Here is a 19,368-nt window from a genome sequence, read left to right on the forward strand (position 1 = left end):
GCTTAACAGCGTAAAGAGGTTTACTTTAAGCGTTTACTTTAGTTCTTCACGCAGTTCTTTAGTCGCTTTAACCATGTTATCAAGTGCTTGGCGGGTTTCTTCCCATCCACGTGTTTTTAAACCACAATCTGGATTCACCCACAAACGCTCAACGGGTATTTTACGCGCGGCTTTGTGGATTAACGCTTTGATCCATGCAGTATCTGGCACGTTTGGTGTGTGAATATCGTATACACCAGGGCCTATATCATTTGGGTAATCAAAGTTTTCAAATGCATCTAGTAGCTCCATGTTTGAGCGTGATGTTTCAATAGTGATCACATCGGCATCCATATCCGCAATAGCGGCAATAATACCGTTAAATTCCGCGTAACACATGTGCGTATGTATTTGTGTTTCGTCTTTCACACCACTGGCTGACACTCTAAATGCATACGCTGCCCACTCTAAATAGTCTTGCCATTGGGTGGCTTTGAGTGGCATACCTTCACGAAATGCAGGTTCATCAATTTGAATTATCTCAATGCCCGCATTTTGTAAATCCACCACTTCATCACGCAGCGCAAGTGCTATTTGATTTGCAATGCTTGGTTTATCTAAATCATCACGAATAAATGACCAAAACAAAATAGTGACAGGGCCTGTTAGCATGCCTTTCATTTTTTTACTGGTAAGCGACTGCGCGTATTGAGTCCACTGAACCGTCATTGCTTTTTCGCGTGAGACATCTCCCCAGATCACCGGCGGCTTCACACAGCGAGAGCCATAGCTTTGCACCCAACCAAACTGGGTAAAAGCAAAACCTTCAAGCAGTTCACCAAAATATTCAACCATGTCATTACGCTCAGCTTCACCATGTACTAATACATCTAAATCAAGCGCTTCTTGCTCTTCTACTGCGTAGCGGATTTCGGCTTCCATTTGATTTTGATAGTCAGTGGCAGATAATTCACCGGCTTTAAAATCACGACGCGCTTTACGGATAGCCTGTGTTTGTGGGAATGAACCTATCGTGGTTGTCGGTAATAATGGTAAGTTAAGTGCTCCATGTTGTTTTTCAATTCGCTGAGCAAATACATTCTCACGCTTCCCCTCTTTTACGGTTAACGCACTTACTCGTTGCTGCACTACTGCATTATTGACACGTGTTGATGTTAAACGTGCTTTTACAGGCGCTGAGTAAGTAACTAAATCACGGTTATCATTGATCTCAAGTGCTGCTTTTAACAATGACAGCTCTTGGCCTTTTTGTTTTGCGAAAGCAAGCCAGGAGCGTAACTCATCATCAAGCTTTTCTTCTTGCTCTAAATCAACTGGCGTGTGTAATAAAGAACATGACGGAGCAAGCCATAAATTATCGCCACGCTTTGTTGCAATGTCTTTTATCGTGGAAAATACCGCATCGAGGTCTGCACGCCAAATATTACGGCCATTAACTACACCTAATGATAGAACTTGATCAGCGCTCAATAACGAATCAATCTGTGTAAAATCGACTTTAGCTGCAACACAATCAAAATGTACACCGTCAACTGGATAAGCAGCTATATCATCATAGTAAGCACTCACAGAGTCAAAATAACTAGCCAGTAACAACTTTACACCTTGACCTGCAAGTGTGTTAAAACTTGCTTTTAATGCATGGCGGTAATCATCAGACAACTCAAGAGCAAGAATAGGTTCATCTATTTGTACCCACTGAACACCTTGGCGCGCTAGCTTTACTAGGACTTGTTGATACACTGGCAACAGTTTTTCAAGTAGGCTTAATTTATCAAATTCTCTGCCCACACATTTTGCTAAGTAAAGGTAAGTTACAGGGCCAACTAACACCACTTTTGCATTATGGCCTAATGCGTGTGCATGGGTAACTTGCTCAAATAACTCAGTCCAGGCTAATTCAAACTGCTGATCACTGCTAAGCTCTGGCACTATATAGTGATAATTCGTATTAAACCATTTCGTCATTTCACTGGCTGCACATGAACAACCTGTAGGTGCTCGACCACGGCCGATGCGAAATAACGTATCAAGATCAACGCTACCGTCTGTTTTTTGATGCCGCTTAGGTACAGCGCCGATGAGTAATGAGGTTGACAACACATGGTCATACCAAGCAAAGTCGCCAACTGGTAATAACTCAATGCCTGCATCGGCTTGTAGCGCCCAGTTTTTTGCGCGGATCGTTTTACCTTTCTCAAGTAACTCTGCTTGGCTGATTTTACCTGCCCAATATGATTCGACTGCAAATTTAAGCTCGCGTTTTGTGCCTATACGAGGAAAACCTAAGTTATGTAATTGTGCCATGTTAAAAACTCCACTTAGCTATCTAGATGGCTAAAAACTTACACCTCTCCCTTACATTACACAATTGATGCTTCCTCCTATTTAACTTGAGGTAATTTCATATAAATATTTTTATAAATCAGAATAAATATAATGACAACGCTGTCAAATTTGATGCTATAGTGAAGTTGTAAACGTTAAGTAAAACAAATGACATTCTTTAGCCATCTAGACGTTGAAGCATCTTCAATAAAGGCGTATTATGTCTGCAATCTGAGTTAACCTCACTTATACCATGAGAATTATTAAAGATGATTGATGTAAAACATTTAAAGACCATTGCGACCTTAAAAGAAACCGGCTCTTTGGTGAATACCGCCCGCGAACTATTTTTAACTCAATCAGCTTTATCTCATCAGATTAAAGATTTAGAAAACAAGCTTGATTGCCAGTTATTTGAACGTAAAACTCAGCCGGTGCGGTTTACACCCCAAGGTATGCTATTACTTGAACTAGCGAGTGAAGTACTACCCCGCGTTGAAGCGACAAAATGCCGACTAAAGGAAAGCCTTAACCAGCCGATTTCGCAGTTAAGATTAAGTGTTGAATGCCATGCTTGTTTTCATTGGCTATTACCCACGATTAAAGAATTTAATAACTTTTGGCCTGATATTAAAGTAGATTACGAACGTGGCTTTAGCTACGACGCAATCCCTGATCTATTAAGCGACGAGTTGGATCTAGTGCTTACCTCTGATATCCGTGAACCCGATAAACTTGAATACGCACATTTATTTGACTTTAAACTTAAGCTGATTGTTGCCCCCGATCATGAACTGGCAAAAAAAGCGTACGTTACTGCTCTGGATTTGAAAAACGAAACCATTATTTCATACCCAATTCCACGCGAACGCCAAGATATATTTAAGCACTTTATTCAAAATGCACGTTTTGACGGCACCTTAAAAAACGTAGAGCAAGGCTTACTTATTTTTCAACTTGTCAGTGCGGGTATGGGCGTTGCGGCATTACCAGATTGGCTAGTAACGCCTTATGAGAGCCAAGGTTTAATCAAATCGATTCCCCTTGGCGCATTAGGGCTCACTCGCCCCATGTACCTTGCAATGAAAAAGAATATGCGGGATAACCCGGTTTATCGCCACTTTTTAAATACCTGTAAGTTAAATAACGGTCGATAAAATCAAGCGAACCCAGTAGCATACGTAAAACTCTTTTACTGATGCTACTGTGATGTTTGAACTTAAAAAAATCCTCGGCGCAATGCTCATGCCACTGCCCTTGTTCGGCCTAATATGTGCTTTGTGCTTTTTGATAGCTTTGCGTAACAACAAAGTCGCCGCATTTACTGGCTTACTCGTTACTTGCGCGCTAATGCTGATCAGCACACCGTTTATGGGCCAAAAAATAGTCGATCCTTCCACGCAACTTCAATATGTATTTAATTCTAAAAATCATTCAAAAATAGACAAGATAGTGGTACTTGGCTGCGATCTAATACCAAACCCAAACCTCAGTGCGAATAGCCAGCTGGGTAATTGTGCAAAAAGTCGTTTAGTAGAAAGCATAAGGCTTGCGTATCTTTATCCACACGCACAGCTTATTGTTTCAGGTGGGGGCTACGGCAAAGTCACCAATAGTCATTTAATGCAGCAAACAGCGATTAGCCTTGGAGTAAAAGCTAACCGTATAAAGCAAAACCCAGCAGCCATGGACACCGCCGACGAAGCTAAATTTTTAGCGCCTGCACTTGTGGATTTTAAAGTTGCGTTAGTCACATCATCGAGCCATATGCGCCGTGCAAAAGATTTATTTAACGCACAAGGGGTTGATGTAATACCCGCTGCGACTGACTTTTATGATTACTCTGCTTGGCCTGTCCATAAACAGTATGTCCCTAATGTAAATGTACTCTTAGCTGTAACACGTCAATGGCACGAAGTAATTGGCCGTGGTTGGATTGCAGTGCGCCGTTGGATTGATCCAGAGGCGCTGTAGTTTTCAATCAACAGAATTTGACTTATTTTCAAACTGGGTTATCTATATCAATAAAGGTAACGTCAAATCCATGTTGTTGTGCTAATAGCTCACCGAGCGCTTGGATCCCATAGCGTTCGGTCGCATGATGACCCGCGGCAAAAAAATCAATGTTTTGTTCTCGTGAACTGTGAATTGTTTGCTCTGATGCCTCACCCGTTAAATAAGCATCGAGTCCTTGGTTAGCAGCTAAGTCAATATAACCTTGCCCACCACCTGTACACCACCCTATGGTTTCAATTGGTTCATCACGCACTAAACTCACTAAGGGTTCTCGATTGAGTACCTCAGCTATTTTTTGCGCGAACTGTTCACCCGTCATAGGCGTTTTTAATCGCCCTTTTACTGCAACACTATTTGCTATCGGCTCTAAGCCGTCTGTCATTTCTAAATCGAGTAATTTAGCTAATTGTGCGTTATTGCCAATCTCAGGATGCACATCTAATGGCAAATGATATGCAAATAAATTAATATCATGATTCAGTAACGCACCAATACGGCGCTTTTTAATACCCGTGATAGGCTGTGCTTCGCCTTTCCAAAAATAGCCATGGTGCACTAAAATAGTATCTGCACCGAGGGCAATTGCAGCATCAATCAACGCTTGGCTGGCGGTTACACCTGTTACTATTTTTTGAATCCGTTCTCGCCCCTCAACTTGTAACCCATTTGGGCAAAAATCCTTAATTGAGTCAGGCTTTAAGATCGCATTTAATAACTGGTTAAATTCTCGACGTTGCATTTCATATTCCACATAAACGTTAGATTTTGTGCAAATTTTGGCGGTTATCTATTCAAAATGGAAGGGAAATCGCAAAAAATTGAAAAGTAGCCCAAAAATAGGTATAAATAGGTATTCTTAATCTGTGTTTACAACGTATAGGGTCTCTGATGAGCAAACTAGACAAAACAGAAGTGTTAAATGCCTTTGAAGCAGCATATGAAGCAGCCAATGGTAATAAACCTGAAATCACCACCAAACCTGGTTGGTACAGCATCGATGGCGGCAAAAATTTGCGCCTTGCAGAAGTTGCTGAATTAACTGAGCAGTTAACTTCAGGCGGTTCGTCTGAGAAAACAGTAAAAAAAGCGCCTGCTAAAAAAACCAAAACAAAAACGACTGTTCCAGCCGTTAAAAAAGCAGCATTTACTGTTACTACAGAAAATGAAGATGGCTACACAGCTGAAGAGTTTTGGATTGTGTACTTAGCGAGAAAAGAACATGACTGCCGCCTTCCACGCGGTGTTGTGTAATTTACAGCTAAGCAAACAAAAAAACCGCTCTTAAGCGGTTTTTTTGTGCTCACAATAAAGAGTCACTTTAACTATCAACCACGTACTCAAATAGCCACACACGACAATAAATACGGTGCCAATCAATACTGGCATAATTAAAAAGTCCCAACTTTGCCCGCTGCTTATAATTAAAATAGGATTGGCCCCTGCTGCTGGGTGAACTGTTTTAGTTAGCATCATCACCGTTATTGCAAGACCCGTCGCTGTGGCAATACTAATAGGATCTGAGCCTATATAAGTGACAAACACGACCGCGATAAAAGCAGTGATCAAATGACCTGCAATCACATTTTTAGCTTTTGCCAAAGGGCTATCTGGTATTCCAAAAACTAATACTGCCGTGGCGCCAAAAGGTGCCATAAGCCAGACCCCATAATTATTTACACTTTCTAAATACGCTAAAACCAACAATGTAAGCGTTGAAAACACCCCTGCAATGACAGCTTGATACGATCCATCATTCATAAATATAACTCCCAACCAAAAGTAGACCGACTTGTCTACACGCAAATGATAGACAAGTCGGTCTACTCATGTCAAGCTTACTTTTTTACAAGGAGCCATCATGGATAAGCGCACCCATATTATTAATACTGCACTGACAGCCTTCTATCAAAAAGGGATTCATGCGGTAGGTATTAATGAAATACTAAAAGAGTCTGGCGTTGCAAAAAAAACTCTTTATAACCACTTTGTCAGTAAAGATGAGTTGATTTGCGCCTGCCTTGAAGCCAGGAATAAACGCTTTAATCATTGGCTCAACGATCGGTTAAAAAACTGTGATACTCCTTTTGAAATCGCATCAGCGCTGTTTGGTTCACTCTCAATTTGGATAGATAATAAGGCCATAGAGCTTGGCGACTTTAATGGTTGTTTTTTTATTAATACTGCGGCTGAATTTCCACACAGCGACCACCCTATTGCAATACTTTGCAGTGCACACAAAAAAGCTGTTTTACAATTGCTGTTCGACAAGCTATCGCAAACAACACAACTTAAAAGCAAGTCAGAAAAAGCCAAGCAGTTAGCACAATTATTAATGACATTAAAAGAAGGTATGATCTGCCAAGCAAGAGTCATGCATTCTAGCAACCAACTATTGCAAGACCCATTATTACTACGACAACTTGTGCAAAGCTATATACCCAAACCGCTTCAAGATGCAGACTTCAGCGTTTCATAGGGACTTAATATCAAGGCGTTACTTTGTTGTTAAAAAAATAAAGCGGCTATTTAGCCGCTTTTAATTAGTCTATAACGCTAATAATTACTTATCTTCAAAGTAAAGTTTATCGCGTTCTTTTTTACCAACTTCATTCATTGTTGCCGCATCAAATAAACGACCGTTGATCATGGTGTAATCAACTTTATCTGTATCACGAATATTCGTCAGCGGATTACCGTCGATGATCATTAAATCGGCTAATTTGCCTACTTCTAACGAACCAATATTTTGATCAAGGCCTATGTATTTGGCCGGATCAAGCGTCGCGGCGCGAATTGCTTGCAGTGGGGTCATTCCACCTTGGGCAAACATCCAAATCTCCCAATGTGCAGCCAACCCTTCACGTTGCCCATGCGCACCTAAATTAACTAGTACACCTAAATCTTGTAGCTCTTTTGCTACACGGGCATTATTAAAGTGATTGTAGTGATGATCGGGCGCTTTAACTCGACGCATTGAACGCGGTAACAATTGATTTTTAGGTACGAATTTACTTAAGCGTGGATGATTCCATACGTCCGTTTTATCGTACCAGTAGTTTTCACCCCAAATACCACCATACGCAACACCAAGAGTAGGCGTATAACCTACATCACTTTGTGACCAAAGCTGCTTAATATCGTCATAAATGTTTGCAACAGGAAGTGAGTGCTCAATACCTGTATGGCCATCAACCACCATGGTTAAGTTATGTTGTAATAACGATCCGCCTTCTGGCACAACCATCATTTCCAGCTCTCGACCAGCTTCTATCACTTGCTGGCGTTGCTCACGACGGGGTTGGTTATATGATTTAACACTAAACGCCCCCACTTTCTTTAAACGCTCTAAATGAAATTTAGCATCATCTAACGAATCAATATGCGACGTATACCCTGGCATATTGGCGCCATATAAAATAGTCCCGGTAGAGAAAATACGCGGGCCCACAATAGCCCCTGATTTTTGCATTTCACTTGCAGCAAAAATTTCAGTGGTATCATTAGAAGGATCATGAATGGTTGTTACACCTAATGATAAACCAGCTAGGTTCTTCCAGTTTTGCTCTGGAATAATTTCATTACTCGCTTGCGAGCCGTGAGCATGCGCATCAACAAGCCCTGGCATAATTGTTTTACCAGTTACATCAATGATTTTTGCACCTTTTGGAATGCTCACATCTGCTACACTGCCCAGTGCTTTAATATGCTTACCATCAGTTAGCAACACACCATTTTCGATAACTTGCTCACCTTTCATGGTGATAATACGCGCACCAGTTAAGGCTATCATGCCTTTCGGTTCAGCTATTTTGCGAGTAAAACTGATGTTATCGCCGCTTTCAACTTTAAAATCAGCGTCATCAGCTTTATTAATATCAAACAACCCAGCTAAGCTTGCGTGGTAAAGCTCAGGGCCGAGTGTCCAATATAGTTTATTGCTATTTGCACTCCAACTGATGCTTTCACCCGCACGTACTGAGAGCTGTTCAATCGGAAATTGACTATCTTTAGGGCCTATATTAATGGTTTTACCGCTTTCAACTAGCGGCGTAACAAATACTTTAAAACGCTCAGCAAACGCAAGGTATTTTCCATCAGGCGATACTCTAAATTCAGTTGCATGCTCAGATTCATACAGTTTACTGACTTTCTTAGAATCAAGTTCAACAACACTTAATGTTGGCTTTGGCCATGGACTCATAATGAATACACGGTCGTTTTGCGCACCAAATTGTGGTTGATAGCCACTTTTTGTAATTAGCTCAGCTTTGCCGCCTTTTGTGCTCACCGCGTAAATGCCTGTGTGTAACGACCAATCAGGGTTTAATATGCCGCCACCCGATGCTTTTCTATACACAACTGTTTTGCCATCTGGGCTAAATGTTGGCTCTACATATTTGCCCGGTTCAGTGGTTATGTCATCGCCACGCCCGCTGCGAGCAGATACAACACGAACAGCACCCTGCTCATTATCGTCCCATGTTACATAAACTATTTTTTTACCATCGCGAGAAAACTGCGCAAATAACTCAAAATGATCATCTTGTTTCGTTAAACGCTTTATTTTACCTGACGCTAAATCACGTTTATAAATATGCCCAAGCGCTTCAAAAATAGCGGTTTCGCCATCTGGAGATACCTGTACATTGCGCAGCATTTTTACATCAAATTCATCGGCATCAATATTTTGTGTAAAACGCACCGCTTTTTGAATTTTTTTACTTGTTTGTACTTCAAATGGTACCGTCTCAACATCGCCATCTTTCACATCAAGCTTATGGATTGTACCACCCGCCCAAAATACCAGCTCTTCATTATCTGGTGTCCAAGCAATTGTTGGATAAACGCCATGGATAGCCCATGTTTCTTGCATGTCACGCTCAAGTTTATCGTACAACTTTGTGTGCTGACCCGACGTTAAATCATATATGTAAAGGCTCGTTTGAAAATCATCTCGCTTAATATAGGCAAGTTTTTTACCATCAGGTGACGGTGTTGGACGAATCGCCCCACCCATACCACTTATAATTGTTTCGATCTCACCAGTTTGACGATCATAACGTTTAATTTTGTAGATACCCGCAACCGAGTCTTTTGAATAATGAAACGTTTTACCTGGAGTCGAATCATGCGAGAAATAAACGTAACGGCCATCAGGCGAAAACATCGGCTCACCTAAATCTTTTTGATCGTCAGCACGCTTAGTTAACTGTACACCTTTACCACCTGCTTTGTGATAAAGCCATACTTCACCCGCACCTAATGAACGACTTGCCGTAAAATGCTTACGTGCAACTAAATAGTCGCCATCAGGGCTCCAAGCAGGACTATTAAGAAGACGAAAAGTTTCGTTCGTTACTGCTGTTTGGTTTTCACCGTTTAAATCCATTAGCCAAATGTTATCGCCGCCACCTTGATCCGAGGTAAACGCAATATGTTTACCATCAGGGCTAAAGCGTGGCTGCATTTGCCATGCAATATCAGTTGTTAATTGAGTCGCCTTACCGCCCGACATCGCCATAGTATAAATATCACCGAGCAAATCAAACACAATGGTTTTACCATCTGGGCTCACATCAATATTCATCCATGTGCCTTGTGACACACTGATAGTCGCATCGACAAATTGCCCTTGTGGTGCATCAACTTGCCACTTTTTATCATCAGTACTTTCTTGTGCCTGTGCTTGACCATAAAGGGCCAATGACATTGCTACAGCCATTGTTGTATGGAGCATTGCTTTCATTGCTATCTCGCTTGTTCTTGTTGTTTATTAATATTGATTGCAACAAAAACGATAGCAACTTACCAGCGATATCTGATAAAGCGTCTTAATTTGGCGGTTAATGCCATTTAATTGGGTCAAATTGATAGTAGCCAACTAATAAGCTGTAAATTTCTGGATCGTAGTGTCGAAGTTCACTTGGCTTTTCTAAAAAGGTTTCAGTGATCACAGCAAAAAACTCCGCTTCATTTGTTGCACCATAACTATGGATAACATGAGGCATACTATAGGCAACGTGTGTTTTTAATTGATTAAAAGCACGGCTAAAAATGCGCCCCCACTCTTGATAGTCTGACTCTTTAGTGAGTAACGGAGTGCCGGTGGTTTTACCTGTTTCTTGATCAAGCTGATGAGCAAACTCATGAAACACAAGATTATGCCCATCGTTTGGTAATCTATTACCCTCAAGTACGTCGTGCCAACTAAGCACTAACGTGCCACCAGGCCAAGACTCTCCCTGACGAATAGTATTATGGTAGCTGACTAAGCCTGCGCTATCCCGGGATGTTTGTGGTGCATAATAAGCGCTGGGATAAAGCAAAATTTCTTTAACGTTTTGATAAAGTGGCCACGGTTTATTTAATACTAATAAACATGCATCAGCAGCAACAATTAATTTCATACCCTCATTGAGTTTTAAACCATCACAACCTATGAAACGTTTTTCATTCAAAAACCAAACAATATGGCGCTCTAGTTTCTCACGGTCAGCATCTGTCATCTTTTGATAAATAGGCATACAGCGTAACAACAGCGCTTTTTGTTTTTCATCTAAATGATAATCTTGATATTTTTTTTGCCACAAGCGATTTTGAATTACTGGCCAACGCCAATAAATAACCACAAACGCTACCAGTGCGAGTACTAACAATCCGTTTACCATTAAAGGGTCCTATTAACAGAGATAAACTATTAATATGTCCGCTTAGGGCAAAATTCAATCATTTCATAGCAGTTACATAAAAACCGCCCAAGAACTATAAGCGGTCTGTCGATTATTGCGCTAAACCCATAAACTTAACGATATAACGGTTGCCATGCACACGTGCGATAACCATAGCGCTCAAAATAGAAATTGTTGCAATTGCTATCATAATTGCTGTTACCAACATCAATACGATGACCACTTATATATTGATTATGCAATGATACTTGCTGGCCATTGTATAATAAAGTGAAGTGCACATGAGGGCCGGATGACTGTCCTCCTTCGCACAATGCCTGCCCCTTACTATTAGCATAACGGCCAAGCCATGCGCCTGGCTGAACATAATCGCCGCTGTTGTATTGCAAATTCGACATATGATAATAACTAGTTGAATAGCCACTTGAATGCGTCACACGGATATTACAAGAGGAAAAACGCGTAACGGTACCACCATGAGCCGCCTGCACATATGGTGTATTGCTACCCCAACCACCTGAGCCATTATTAAAATCAAGGGACGAGTATGGATACCCAGAACCGGTATTTGAATGTGCACCACCACTGTACCAATAACCAGATGGCCAAGGGAGGCTCATTGAAAAACTCGCTGCTGCTAACCGTGTATCATTATTTTGTATTGCGTGTATTGAAGGGGTTTGTAATTGCGCGTAACTATCTGGAAATAAACTATCAAAAGTAGTTAAAAATGCCGTGATTGCACTTTTCGAATTGCTTACTTCATCTTTATCCAACGTCAATTTTGAACGTTTTGCTAACACACTCACTAACGCTGCTGTGGCAGCAGTACTGCTACTTATGCTCGCGTTGCGAGTGATTTCAATACCTGTAGATTGCACATCTTGCCATTGTTTATACGCGTAGAAACGTTGAGCTAATTTAGTTACCACGTCTTCTATTTGTGCATCAAACCCTTGTTTATCTGATAAGCCTCTTAATGGCTTATTGATATCTGCATCTAGGTTAGAAAGTAAGCCACTTTGCTGCTCAATCAAGGCTAAAATAATTTTAGGATTAATGCTCGCATAACCAGCCCAATGCAATATGAGCTCTTTTTTTTCGTTAAGCGCTGGCGCATACAGGGTAAAGAAACTATCCCAATCTTCATTTAATAGGGTGTTATTAAATACAAATTGAGTATCGTCGACAGCCACCAAAGAGTTTAACTTTAGCGATTTAATTGATTGTTCTGAAAAGCTAAAATCTGCATGTCCGTGGCCTTTTGCTGATACTACAGACGAGATACCTAAAACACTCACTAATGCGATATTCATTATTTGATTTTTCATCTTTCATTTCCTTTTATATAGTAAAAAGATCCCAAAGAGGGAACAAAAGATATAGCACCAATGTTAATAAGTAGTTAATTATATGTTTTTATGTTTGTATTAATAAAATTTATGTCCCTTATATAACCTCGTGTGTAGGTTGTTTTTCACTCCAATAATTTGTACAAAAAATAAACTAAAATTAAATTATTGATAAAATGTAAAAACCAATGAGTTTTGAGCGTTAACTATTATTAACTTCGACACGGTTACGGCCGTGATTTTTTGCTTGATAAAGCGCCTGATCTGCCTGCGCAAGCAAGCGGTCATAATCATTAACAGTTAATGAATCTGCAACACCAAAACTCACTGTGACTGTTAAATCACTGGCAATATTTGAAAGGTCGTAGTTTGCAATTTTCATCCGTAGCTCTTCACAAACTAGAGCAGCTTGCTGTGCAGTTTTATTAGGGAAGAATAATGTAAACTCTTCACCTCCCCATCGAGCTATCTGGCTCGTATCAACCTCACTACATTCACTCAACAGATGAGCAACGACGCAAATTACACGATCACCAATAATATGTGACCAGCCATCATTTATGCGTTTAAAATGATCAATATCCATTATCGCAATAGCCAAAGGTAAAGATTGCTGCTTGAAATCCGAAAAATTATCTGCCAACCAAGTATCAAATGCGCGACGATTTGGTAAGTCCGTTAACTGATCATGTGTGGCCTGATGTGCAAACGCATCAGCTTGCTGCTGTAGATCTTTAGTTTGCTGTATTACTCGCAGGGTAAGTTCTTTTTCAATTTTTTTAAAGTGATATAGGCGGTATTTGTATAATGCAAAAGACAAAATAACCAGCGCTAAAAAAAGCATAACTTTAAAGCTTAACTTTTGCCAAAAATAGGACTGAATTACAAATGTAATACTCTTAGAATTATTTTGCCACTGCCCATTAGGGTAACCTGCACGGACAATAAAAGTATATTTGCCCGGTGCTAAATTGGTGTATTCGGTAATTGTTAACTGCTGGCGGTTTACCCATGTGTCATTGTAGCCGAGTAGTTTAGTCTGAAAGTTTAACCGCTGCGGCATAATAAAGCTCAAACCAGCATAATTAAATGATAACCTTGAAGCCCCTGGCGGTAGTATTATGTCCTTACCATCAAAAGCCAATGGTGTACTTTTACCATCAACATACAAGCTTTCTATGACTGTTGGTAATGATATTTGCGCTGCTTTTTTTAACCGTTCAGGCATAACAGTGCTTACACCATGCGCGGTTGCAAACCAAATACTGCCATCTTGGTGAAATGCAGCTGCCGGGTTTGATCCCCCATTAGCTTGGGCGCTGAGCATGCCATCACCTTCATCATATAGTTGATACTGAAGTCGTTTATTTTTACTTTTTTGGGGGTTATCAAGTAACTCGTTAACTTGTTGTTGTTTAACCTCAAGAATACCGCGATTACTCGATAACCAAAACGAATCCCCTTGCGCAACTAACTGGAAAAGTTTATCAACCGGTAGACCTTGTTCGCGTCCTAGAATAGCGATATCGCCAGTAACAATATTAAACCGTACTAACCCCCGATCAGTGGCCATCCACATTAAATCGTTCTGGGCATAAAACCCGAATGCATATTGAGCGTTAAATTGCTTAGGAAATGCTTGCTCTTTAAACTGACCTAATACGTTATTAAACATAGCAGCGCCCACACCCGTTCCGGCCCAAACATTCCCAAGCCCATCCAAAGCTAAAGCAATTATAAACTCACCGGGCAAACCTTGCTTAGTGGTATATTGCAGTGTTGTTCCATCGGGATCAATCCGGCTAAGCCCTGTCGCAGTCCCCACCCACAGGCGCTGTTGCTTATCAAATAATAAAGCCCTAACTTCGTTACTTGATAAGCCATTATCACGACTTTTAACCGGGTAAATCTTGCCATCAATTACCCGCATTAAGCCGCTAGTATAAGTGCCTATCCAAACATGTCCGTGTTGATCTTCAGCCAAACTTAAAATAGATAAAGGATCGCCCTTATTCGCAAGTGAAATTGATTCAACCTTATCACCCAGGATTCGGTTTAATCCTGTGCTACTGCCAATCCAAACACTGCCATCTGAGTGAGGCAGTACCGTTCTGACATAATCACCACTTAGCCCACGCTTTTTTGTCCATGCTGAAAATGGCGCTTCACGTAAACGGTGTACACCACCATTAGTCCCGATCCAAATACTGTTTTCACGATCTTGAAGTAACGATAAAATACGGTTGGCGGGCAAACCTGCGTCTGAATCAAGTCGTTCTAATCCCAGTTCACTGAGTCGAAATACACCTTTATTAATAGTCCCAAACCACAGAGCATTGTGGTTATCTTGCAATACACTTGAAATAGCAATGCCATCCAGCTGTTCATCAATACTAACAAACCGGTTACTCACATATCGCCATGCCCCCTTTTCTCCAGCGACGATTAATTGCCCTTCTTGAGACATAAATAATGTATATATTGGCCCTGTAGGTAAACCACTCTTAGGGGTAATTAATTTGGCTACTTTATTTTTTATTTGATATAAACCATCACTGGTTCCAGCCCAAATAGCGCCCTCGCCATCTTCAACCAATCGATAAGCACTTAAATTAATTAATACACTTTTATCTTCTTCATTCTCATCACGATAAGCCACCCCATCGCCCTCTAAGGCTAACCATATTTTGTTATCACTTGTTTTTAAGACATGATTAACCATTGCTGAGGCATTTTTCTGTGCAGACCAATGCCCTTTTCGTAGATGGCTAATGCCACCACGTGCGCCGCTAATGTAGAGGCTACCATCAGCTTGAGGAACTAAACTTCGAAGCCCTGAGTCTGGTAATCCTGTAATTTCTGAACGGGTGAATAGTTTAAACTCTCGGCCATTGAAGCGAGCAAGCCCTTCCCACGTTGCTATCCATATATAACCATCTTTTGTCTGTACAATACTGTTGATACTGTTGTGGGGTAATCCTGATCGTGTATTCCACGTTTCAGCAAAATAGTCATTAAGAGGCAAACGAGTTGCTTGCGCAGCTGCGCATTGGGGCGTTATCAACATCAATAAGAATAAACACACTCGTATCATTTTACTCAACGCCTTCGAATCCATGAATGACTACTTTGTTTGCAGCCGTAAAGTTATTGATAATGATTTGTAAACGCTTATGGATCATTATTTTTCTGTATAAGAATTATATTAACATACCACTTATTTTACTTTCATTAATTTAATTAATAACTTTATTTACTAATTCGTGTTTATAAACTGTGTAATCGCAACTTGCAGTTCATTAATAAACTTTGCAACGTGTAAACCATCCATTAGTGCATGGTGCACATCAATTGATAACGGCATTTTCCCCGTTAATTTATTTAACTTTCCAAATACCAATTTTGGAATACCTAAATTCGTCCCTTGCGTAAAAGCATGAGAAAAGCTCATAAAATCGAGCCATGGCAATACTGAGATATGAATTAAATCAGCTTGCCCTTCAGTCTGTGAAAAAGCATGTGAAAATAACGGCTGCAATTTTGCCGCTGTACTTACGTGTGTTGCATGGGTTTGAAAAGCAAAAAAACTATCTTGTTGTGTAAAATAACTAAATCTAAATGTGTCGTCTTGCGCCAGTTCGACTACGCTTGCACGCGCCGTGTTTAGTTGCCAAGGTGCATCATTAATAACTCGCTGCAACATAGGTTGATATCTATGACAAGCTTGTAGTGTTAAATAAATATAAGATTGAAAAAAAGAAATTTGCTGTGCTTTGCAGTAGTTATAAAGTGGCTGCATATCTAGTTGCACACAGACATTAAAATACGGTTGAGTAAAGTCTTTAAACAGTGAAAAGTGCTGTTGCCGCGGCCAAGTGGTTAAGTCGATAGGTGTCATTACAAATTACTATACAAGTCAGAGATAATTGTATCGTGAGGGATTTGTTTAATAAAGTAAAGGCGTGCAGAGCACGCCCAAAGCTCGATTTGTTATAAACCGTTTTTAATAATTTCTTGCGCTAATTCATCCGCAATTAAATGCGTTGATTTTTGCTCTTTTTCACTGCGCGCAAAAATTTCAGTCAAGGTATTAAAAATTCCCTCAACATGTTTATTTGACGCTTCTGCGCTGTAACCTTCAGGTGCTGTTTCATAATAAACATTGATAATACCACCAGCATTTATCACGTAATCTGGCGCGTATAAAATACCTTTTTTACGGATGATCTCACCATGGCGAGATTCAGCTAATTGATTATTTGCACAACCAGCAATAATTGTCGCTTTAATGCGTGCAATTGTCGCATCATTAACTGTTGCACCAAGTGCACACGGTGCGTATACATCCACATCAAGATCATATATCTCATCAATGCTCACTGCTGTTGCAGCAAAATCATTGACTACACGGTCAATGGCGACTTGGTTTATATCAGTTACAAACAATGTTGCACCGGCTTCATGTAAATATTTACATAAACTATAAGCCACAGCACCTAAACCTTGTACCGCCACTTTAATGCCCGTTAAATCTTGATGACCACGTTGATGCTGTAAAGCCGCTTTAATACCTAAAAATGTACCATACGCAGTGAACGGTGATGGGTTACCGCTTTTACCTTCTAGGCCTAATACATAGTTAGTTTCTTTATTCATAATAGCCACATCACCGCAGGTAATGTTTACATCTTCTGCAGAATAATAACTACCATTTAAGCGCTCTAATTGGCGACCAAAAGCACGAAATAATTGTTCTGATTTTATTTCTTTCGCGTTGCCAATAATTACAGACTTTCCACCACCAAACGGTAAGCGTGCTACTGCATTTTTGTAGGTCATACCTTTTGATAAGCGCAGTGCATCAACGACAGCGTCATCGTCACTTGCGTAATCCCACATTCTGCAACCACCTACAGCAGGGCCTAAATTAGTATTATGAACGGCAATAATTGCACGAAGGCCTGATTCTTTATCCGAACAAAAAACCACTTGCTCGTGGTTATCAAAATCAACTTGATTAAACACAGCCACTTTATCTTACTCCGAAATTTGTAACCCGTGAGAGGGTATGCGCGCTGAAATTGTCGAGACTCTATCACTTCATATTAGTGCTTGCCACTATATGAGATGATAAACCCAATCTAGATATACCAATACAATAAAAACATTAAATACACCTCACAAATAGCATATTAAATTCAAAAATTAACAGTATATGGAATAATTAATTAACTTATTTAATGTTGAAGCATGAAACTGTTGACGTGAACGTCAACTTAAATATTATTGTAAAGTAAAAATTACAAGGTCAGATCTGGAATAATCGAGGGATTTTAAATAGTTGCGAGAAGTTCGAAAGCTTACATCCAACTGGTCAGATGTGAAAGCGGTATTCAAAAGTATTTAAATACCGCCAAATATAACTCAAATATTACTGTAGTTTAGAGTTCAGCTCTTCTATTTTAGCTTTCCATATTGCTGGACCTTGCGTATGCGCATTAGCGCCTTCACTGTCGACTGCCACTGTTACTGGCATATCTTCAACTTCAAACTCATAGATAGCTTCCATACCTAAATCTTCAAATGCCACAACACGGGCTTTTTTGATTGCTTTAGACACTAAGTAAGCAGCGCCACCTACAGCCATTAAATAAACCGATTTATTATTTTTAATAGACTCTACGGTAGCAGGGCCACGTTCCGCTTTACCAATCATGCCAATAATGCCAGTTTTCTCTAACATCATGTCAGTAAATTTATCCATGCGTGTTGCTGTTGTTGGGCCTGCTGGGCCTACCGCTTCATCGCGTACTGCATCAACAGGGCCAACGTAATAAATAAATTTATTATCAAAATCAACACCTGCAGGTAAACCTTCACCTGAATTGATCATATCCTGCAGGCGCTTATGCGCAGCATCACGGCCAGTCAAAATAGTACCTGATAGCAATACTGTTTCACCCATTTTCCACTCGCGCGTGTCTTCTTTAGTCAACGTATTTAAATCAACACGGCGTGTGCCTTCACCTACTTCAAATGTTACTTCAGGCCAATCTTCAAGCTTCGGCGCTTTTAGGTTAGCTGGGCCTGAGCCATCAAGAGTAAAATGTACATGGCGAGTTGCAGCACAATTTGGGATCATAACCACAGGCTTAGAAGCTGCATGGGTTGGTGCTGTTTTAATTTTCACATCAACAACGGTTGTTAAACCACCCAAACCTTGTGCACCGATACCTAGTTTATTGGCACGTTCAAAAATATCTAAACGCATTTTCTCTTCGGTCGTTTCAGCACCACGCTCTATAAGTTCATGAATATCAACCGGATCCATTAACGATTCTTTTGCCAGTACGGCTGCTTTTTCGGCTGTACCGCCAATACCTATACCTAGCATGCCTGGTGGGCACCAACCCGCGCCCATGGTTGGTAAGGTTTTTTCAACCCATTCAGCCACATCATCAGATGGGTTTAACATCACCATTTTGGTTTTATTTTCAGAGCCGCCGCCTTTTGCTGCAACCATCACTTCAATATTACCGCCTGCCACTAGATCAATGTGCACAACTGATGGCGTATTATCTTTTGTGTTTTTACGGCTACCAGCAGGATCTGCAACAATCGATGCGCGTAACGGGTTATCTGGATTCAAATAAGCACGACGCGTCCCTTCGTCAACCATTTGCTGTACAGTCAAATCTGTTTTATCCCATTTAACATCCATACCTACTTTTACAAAACACGTAATAATGCCGGTGTCTTGACACAGTGGACGCTTACCTTCTGCCGACATACGCGAATTAATAAGTATTTGTGCAATCGCATCTTTAGCCGCTTTACTTTGCTCTTTGTGATAAGCTTTTTCAAGCGCTTGAACAAAGTCAAGTGGATGATAAAACGAAATATATTGCAAAGCATCTTCAATGCTATCAATAAAATCTTGCTGACGAATAGTACTCATAGGGGTTCCTTAAATTACCGTTACG

The 19,368-nt window shown here is 40.5% G+C and carries 14 protein-coding genes; 4 read left to right on the top strand and 10 right to left on the bottom strand.

The window, feature by feature from the left end:
* Positions 1-33: 33 nt before the first annotated feature.
* Positions 34-2,307 (bottom strand): 5-methyltetrahydropteroyltriglutamate--homocysteine S-methyltransferase, encoded by a 2,274-nt coding sequence (metE, locus tag ACJJVX_RS16415; RefSeq protein WP_405632444.1) that lies wholly within the window; start codon positions 2,305-2,307, stop codon positions 34-36.
* A gap of 290 nt (positions 2,308-2,597) precedes the next feature.
* On the opposite strand from metE, the gene ACJJVX_RS16420 reads away from it, so the two are divergent.
* Both ACJJVX_RS16420 and ACJJVX_RS16425 read left to right on the top strand, forming a co-directional pair.
* Entirely contained in the window at positions 2,598-3,485 is an 888-nt protein-coding gene (locus ACJJVX_RS16420; protein WP_054205483.1) for a LysR family transcriptional regulator, read from the top strand.
* A gap of 52 nt (positions 3,486-3,537) precedes the next feature.
* Positions 3,538-4,302, top strand: coding sequence for a YdcF family protein (locus ACJJVX_RS16425; RefSeq protein WP_405632446.1), 765 nt, complete (start codon positions 3,538-3,540; stop codon positions 4,300-4,302).
* Between the two features lie 28 nt (positions 4,303-4,330).
* Here the strand turns inward: ACJJVX_RS16425 and ACJJVX_RS16430 are convergent, their stop codons facing one another.
* Positions 4,331-5,083: a Nif3-like dinuclear metal center hexameric protein gene (locus ACJJVX_RS16430; protein WP_054205485.1), complete on the bottom strand. Its 753-nt coding sequence runs from the start codon at positions 5,081-5,083 to the stop codon at positions 4,331-4,333.
* A gap of 149 nt (positions 5,084-5,232) precedes the next feature.
* Between ACJJVX_RS16430 and ACJJVX_RS16435 the strand changes: the two genes are divergently transcribed.
* The gene (locus ACJJVX_RS16435; RefSeq protein ID WP_064436001.1) at positions 5,233-5,595 is read left to right on the top strand and encodes a hypothetical protein; all 363 of its coding nucleotides are present in this window, start codon (positions 5,233-5,235) and stop codon (positions 5,593-5,595) included.
* A 30-nt stretch (positions 5,596-5,625) separates the two neighbouring features.
* Here ACJJVX_RS16435 and ACJJVX_RS16440 read toward each other — a convergent pair whose 3' ends face one another.
* Positions 5,626-6,102, bottom strand: coding sequence for an HPP family protein (locus ACJJVX_RS16440; protein ID WP_405632450.1), 477 nt, complete (start codon positions 6,100-6,102; stop codon positions 5,626-5,628).
* A 100-nt stretch (positions 6,103-6,202) separates the two neighbouring features.
* On the opposite strand from ACJJVX_RS16440, the gene ACJJVX_RS16445 reads away from it, so the two are divergent.
* Positions 6,203-6,820 (top strand): TetR/AcrR family transcriptional regulator, encoded by a 618-nt coding sequence (locus ACJJVX_RS16445; RefSeq protein WP_405632452.1) that lies wholly within the window; start codon positions 6,203-6,205, stop codon positions 6,818-6,820.
* An 84-nt stretch (positions 6,821-6,904) separates the two neighbouring features.
* Here the strand turns inward: ACJJVX_RS16445 and ACJJVX_RS16450 are convergent, their stop codons facing one another.
* From ACJJVX_RS16450 to ACJJVX_RS16480, 7 genes are all read right to left on the bottom strand, one after another.
* Entirely contained in the window at positions 6,905-10,090 is a 3,186-nt protein-coding gene (locus tag ACJJVX_RS16450) for an amidohydrolase family protein (protein ID WP_405632454.1), read from the bottom strand.
* Positions 10,091-10,187: 97 nt separating this feature from the next.
* Complete coding sequence (locus tag ACJJVX_RS16455; RefSeq protein WP_054205490.1) at positions 10,188-11,012, bottom strand: M90 family metallopeptidase; 825 nt, start codon at positions 11,010-11,012, stop codon at positions 10,188-10,190.
* A gap of 134 nt (positions 11,013-11,146) precedes the next feature.
* On the bottom strand, positions 11,147-12,364 hold the full coding sequence (locus ACJJVX_RS16460) for a M23 family metallopeptidase (RefSeq protein ID WP_405632457.1): 1,218 nt from the start codon (positions 12,362-12,364) through the stop codon (positions 11,147-11,149).
* A gap of 223 nt (positions 12,365-12,587) precedes the next feature.
* A complete protein-coding gene (locus ACJJVX_RS16465) occupies positions 12,588-15,479 on the bottom strand; it encodes a ligand-binding sensor domain-containing diguanylate cyclase (RefSeq protein WP_082916350.1) in 2,892 nt (963 codons plus the stop codon).
* Positions 15,480-15,641: 162 nt separating this feature from the next.
* Positions 15,642-16,283 carry a CatA-like O-acetyltransferase gene (locus tag ACJJVX_RS16470; protein ID WP_054454151.1) on the bottom strand — a complete coding sequence of 214 codons (642 nt, stop codon included), beginning with the start codon at positions 16,281-16,283 and terminating at the stop codon, positions 15,642-15,644.
* Between the two features lie 92 nt (positions 16,284-16,375).
* A complete protein-coding gene (locus ACJJVX_RS16475; RefSeq protein WP_054205494.1) occupies positions 16,376-17,416 on the bottom strand; it encodes a Glu/Leu/Phe/Val dehydrogenase in 1,041 nt (346 codons plus the stop codon).
* A gap of 400 nt (positions 17,417-17,816) precedes the next feature.
* On the bottom strand, positions 17,817-19,343 hold the full coding sequence (locus ACJJVX_RS16480; RefSeq protein WP_054205495.1) for a fumarate hydratase: 1,527 nt from the start codon (positions 19,341-19,343) through the stop codon (positions 17,817-17,819).
* Between the last annotated feature and the right edge of the window lie 25 nt (positions 19,344-19,368).

The organism is Pseudoalteromonas sp. Ld20, assembly GCF_045064175.1.
GTDB lineage: Bacteria > Pseudomonadota > Gammaproteobacteria > Enterobacterales > Alteromonadaceae > Pseudoalteromonas > Pseudoalteromonas neustonica.

Bases quoted from the DNA above. Each gene is read 5' to 3' on its own strand.
- ACJJVX_RS16465 (WP_082916350.1), bottom strand. From the start codon at position 15,479: ATGATACGAGTGTGTTTATTCTTATTGATGTTGATAACGCCCCAATGC.
- ACJJVX_RS16440 (WP_405632450.1), bottom strand. From the start codon at position 6,102: ATGAATGATGGATCGTATCAAGCTGTCATTGCAGGGGTGTTTTCAACG.
- ACJJVX_RS16450 (WP_405632454.1), bottom strand. From the start codon at position 10,090: ATGAAAGCAATGCTCCATACAACAATGGCTGTAGCAATGTCATTGGCC.
- ACJJVX_RS16420 (WP_054205483.1), top strand. From the start codon at position 2,598: ATGATTGATGTAAAACATTTAAAGACCATTGCGACCTTAAAAGAAACC.
- ACJJVX_RS16455 (WP_054205490.1), bottom strand. From the start codon at position 11,012: ATGGTAAACGGATTGTTAGTACTCGCACTGGTAGCGTTTGTGGTTATT.
- ACJJVX_RS16425 (WP_405632446.1), top strand. From the start codon at position 3,538: ATGTTTGAACTTAAAAAAATCCTCGGCGCAATGCTCATGCCACTGCCC.
- ACJJVX_RS16460 (WP_405632457.1), bottom strand. From the start codon at position 12,364: ATGAAAAATCAAATAATGAATATCGCATTAGTGAGTGTTTTAGGTATC.
- ACJJVX_RS16430 (WP_054205485.1), bottom strand. From the start codon at position 5,083: ATGCAACGTCGAGAATTTAACCAGTTATTAAATGCGATCTTAAAGCCT.
- metE (WP_405632444.1), bottom strand. From the start codon at position 2,307: ATGGCACAATTACATAACTTAGGTTTTCCTCGTATAGGCACAAAACGC.
- ACJJVX_RS16435 (WP_064436001.1), top strand. From the start codon at position 5,233: ATGAGCAAACTAGACAAAACAGAAGTGTTAAATGCCTTTGAAGCAGCA.
- ACJJVX_RS16470 (WP_054454151.1), bottom strand. From the start codon at position 16,283: ATGACACCTATCGACTTAACCACTTGGCCGCGGCAACAGCACTTTTCA.
- ACJJVX_RS16445 (WP_405632452.1), top strand. From the start codon at position 6,203: ATGGATAAGCGCACCCATATTATTAATACTGCACTGACAGCCTTCTAT.
- ACJJVX_RS16480 (WP_054205495.1), bottom strand. From the start codon at position 19,343: ATGAGTACTATTCGTCAGCAAGATTTTATTGATAGCATTGAAGATGCT.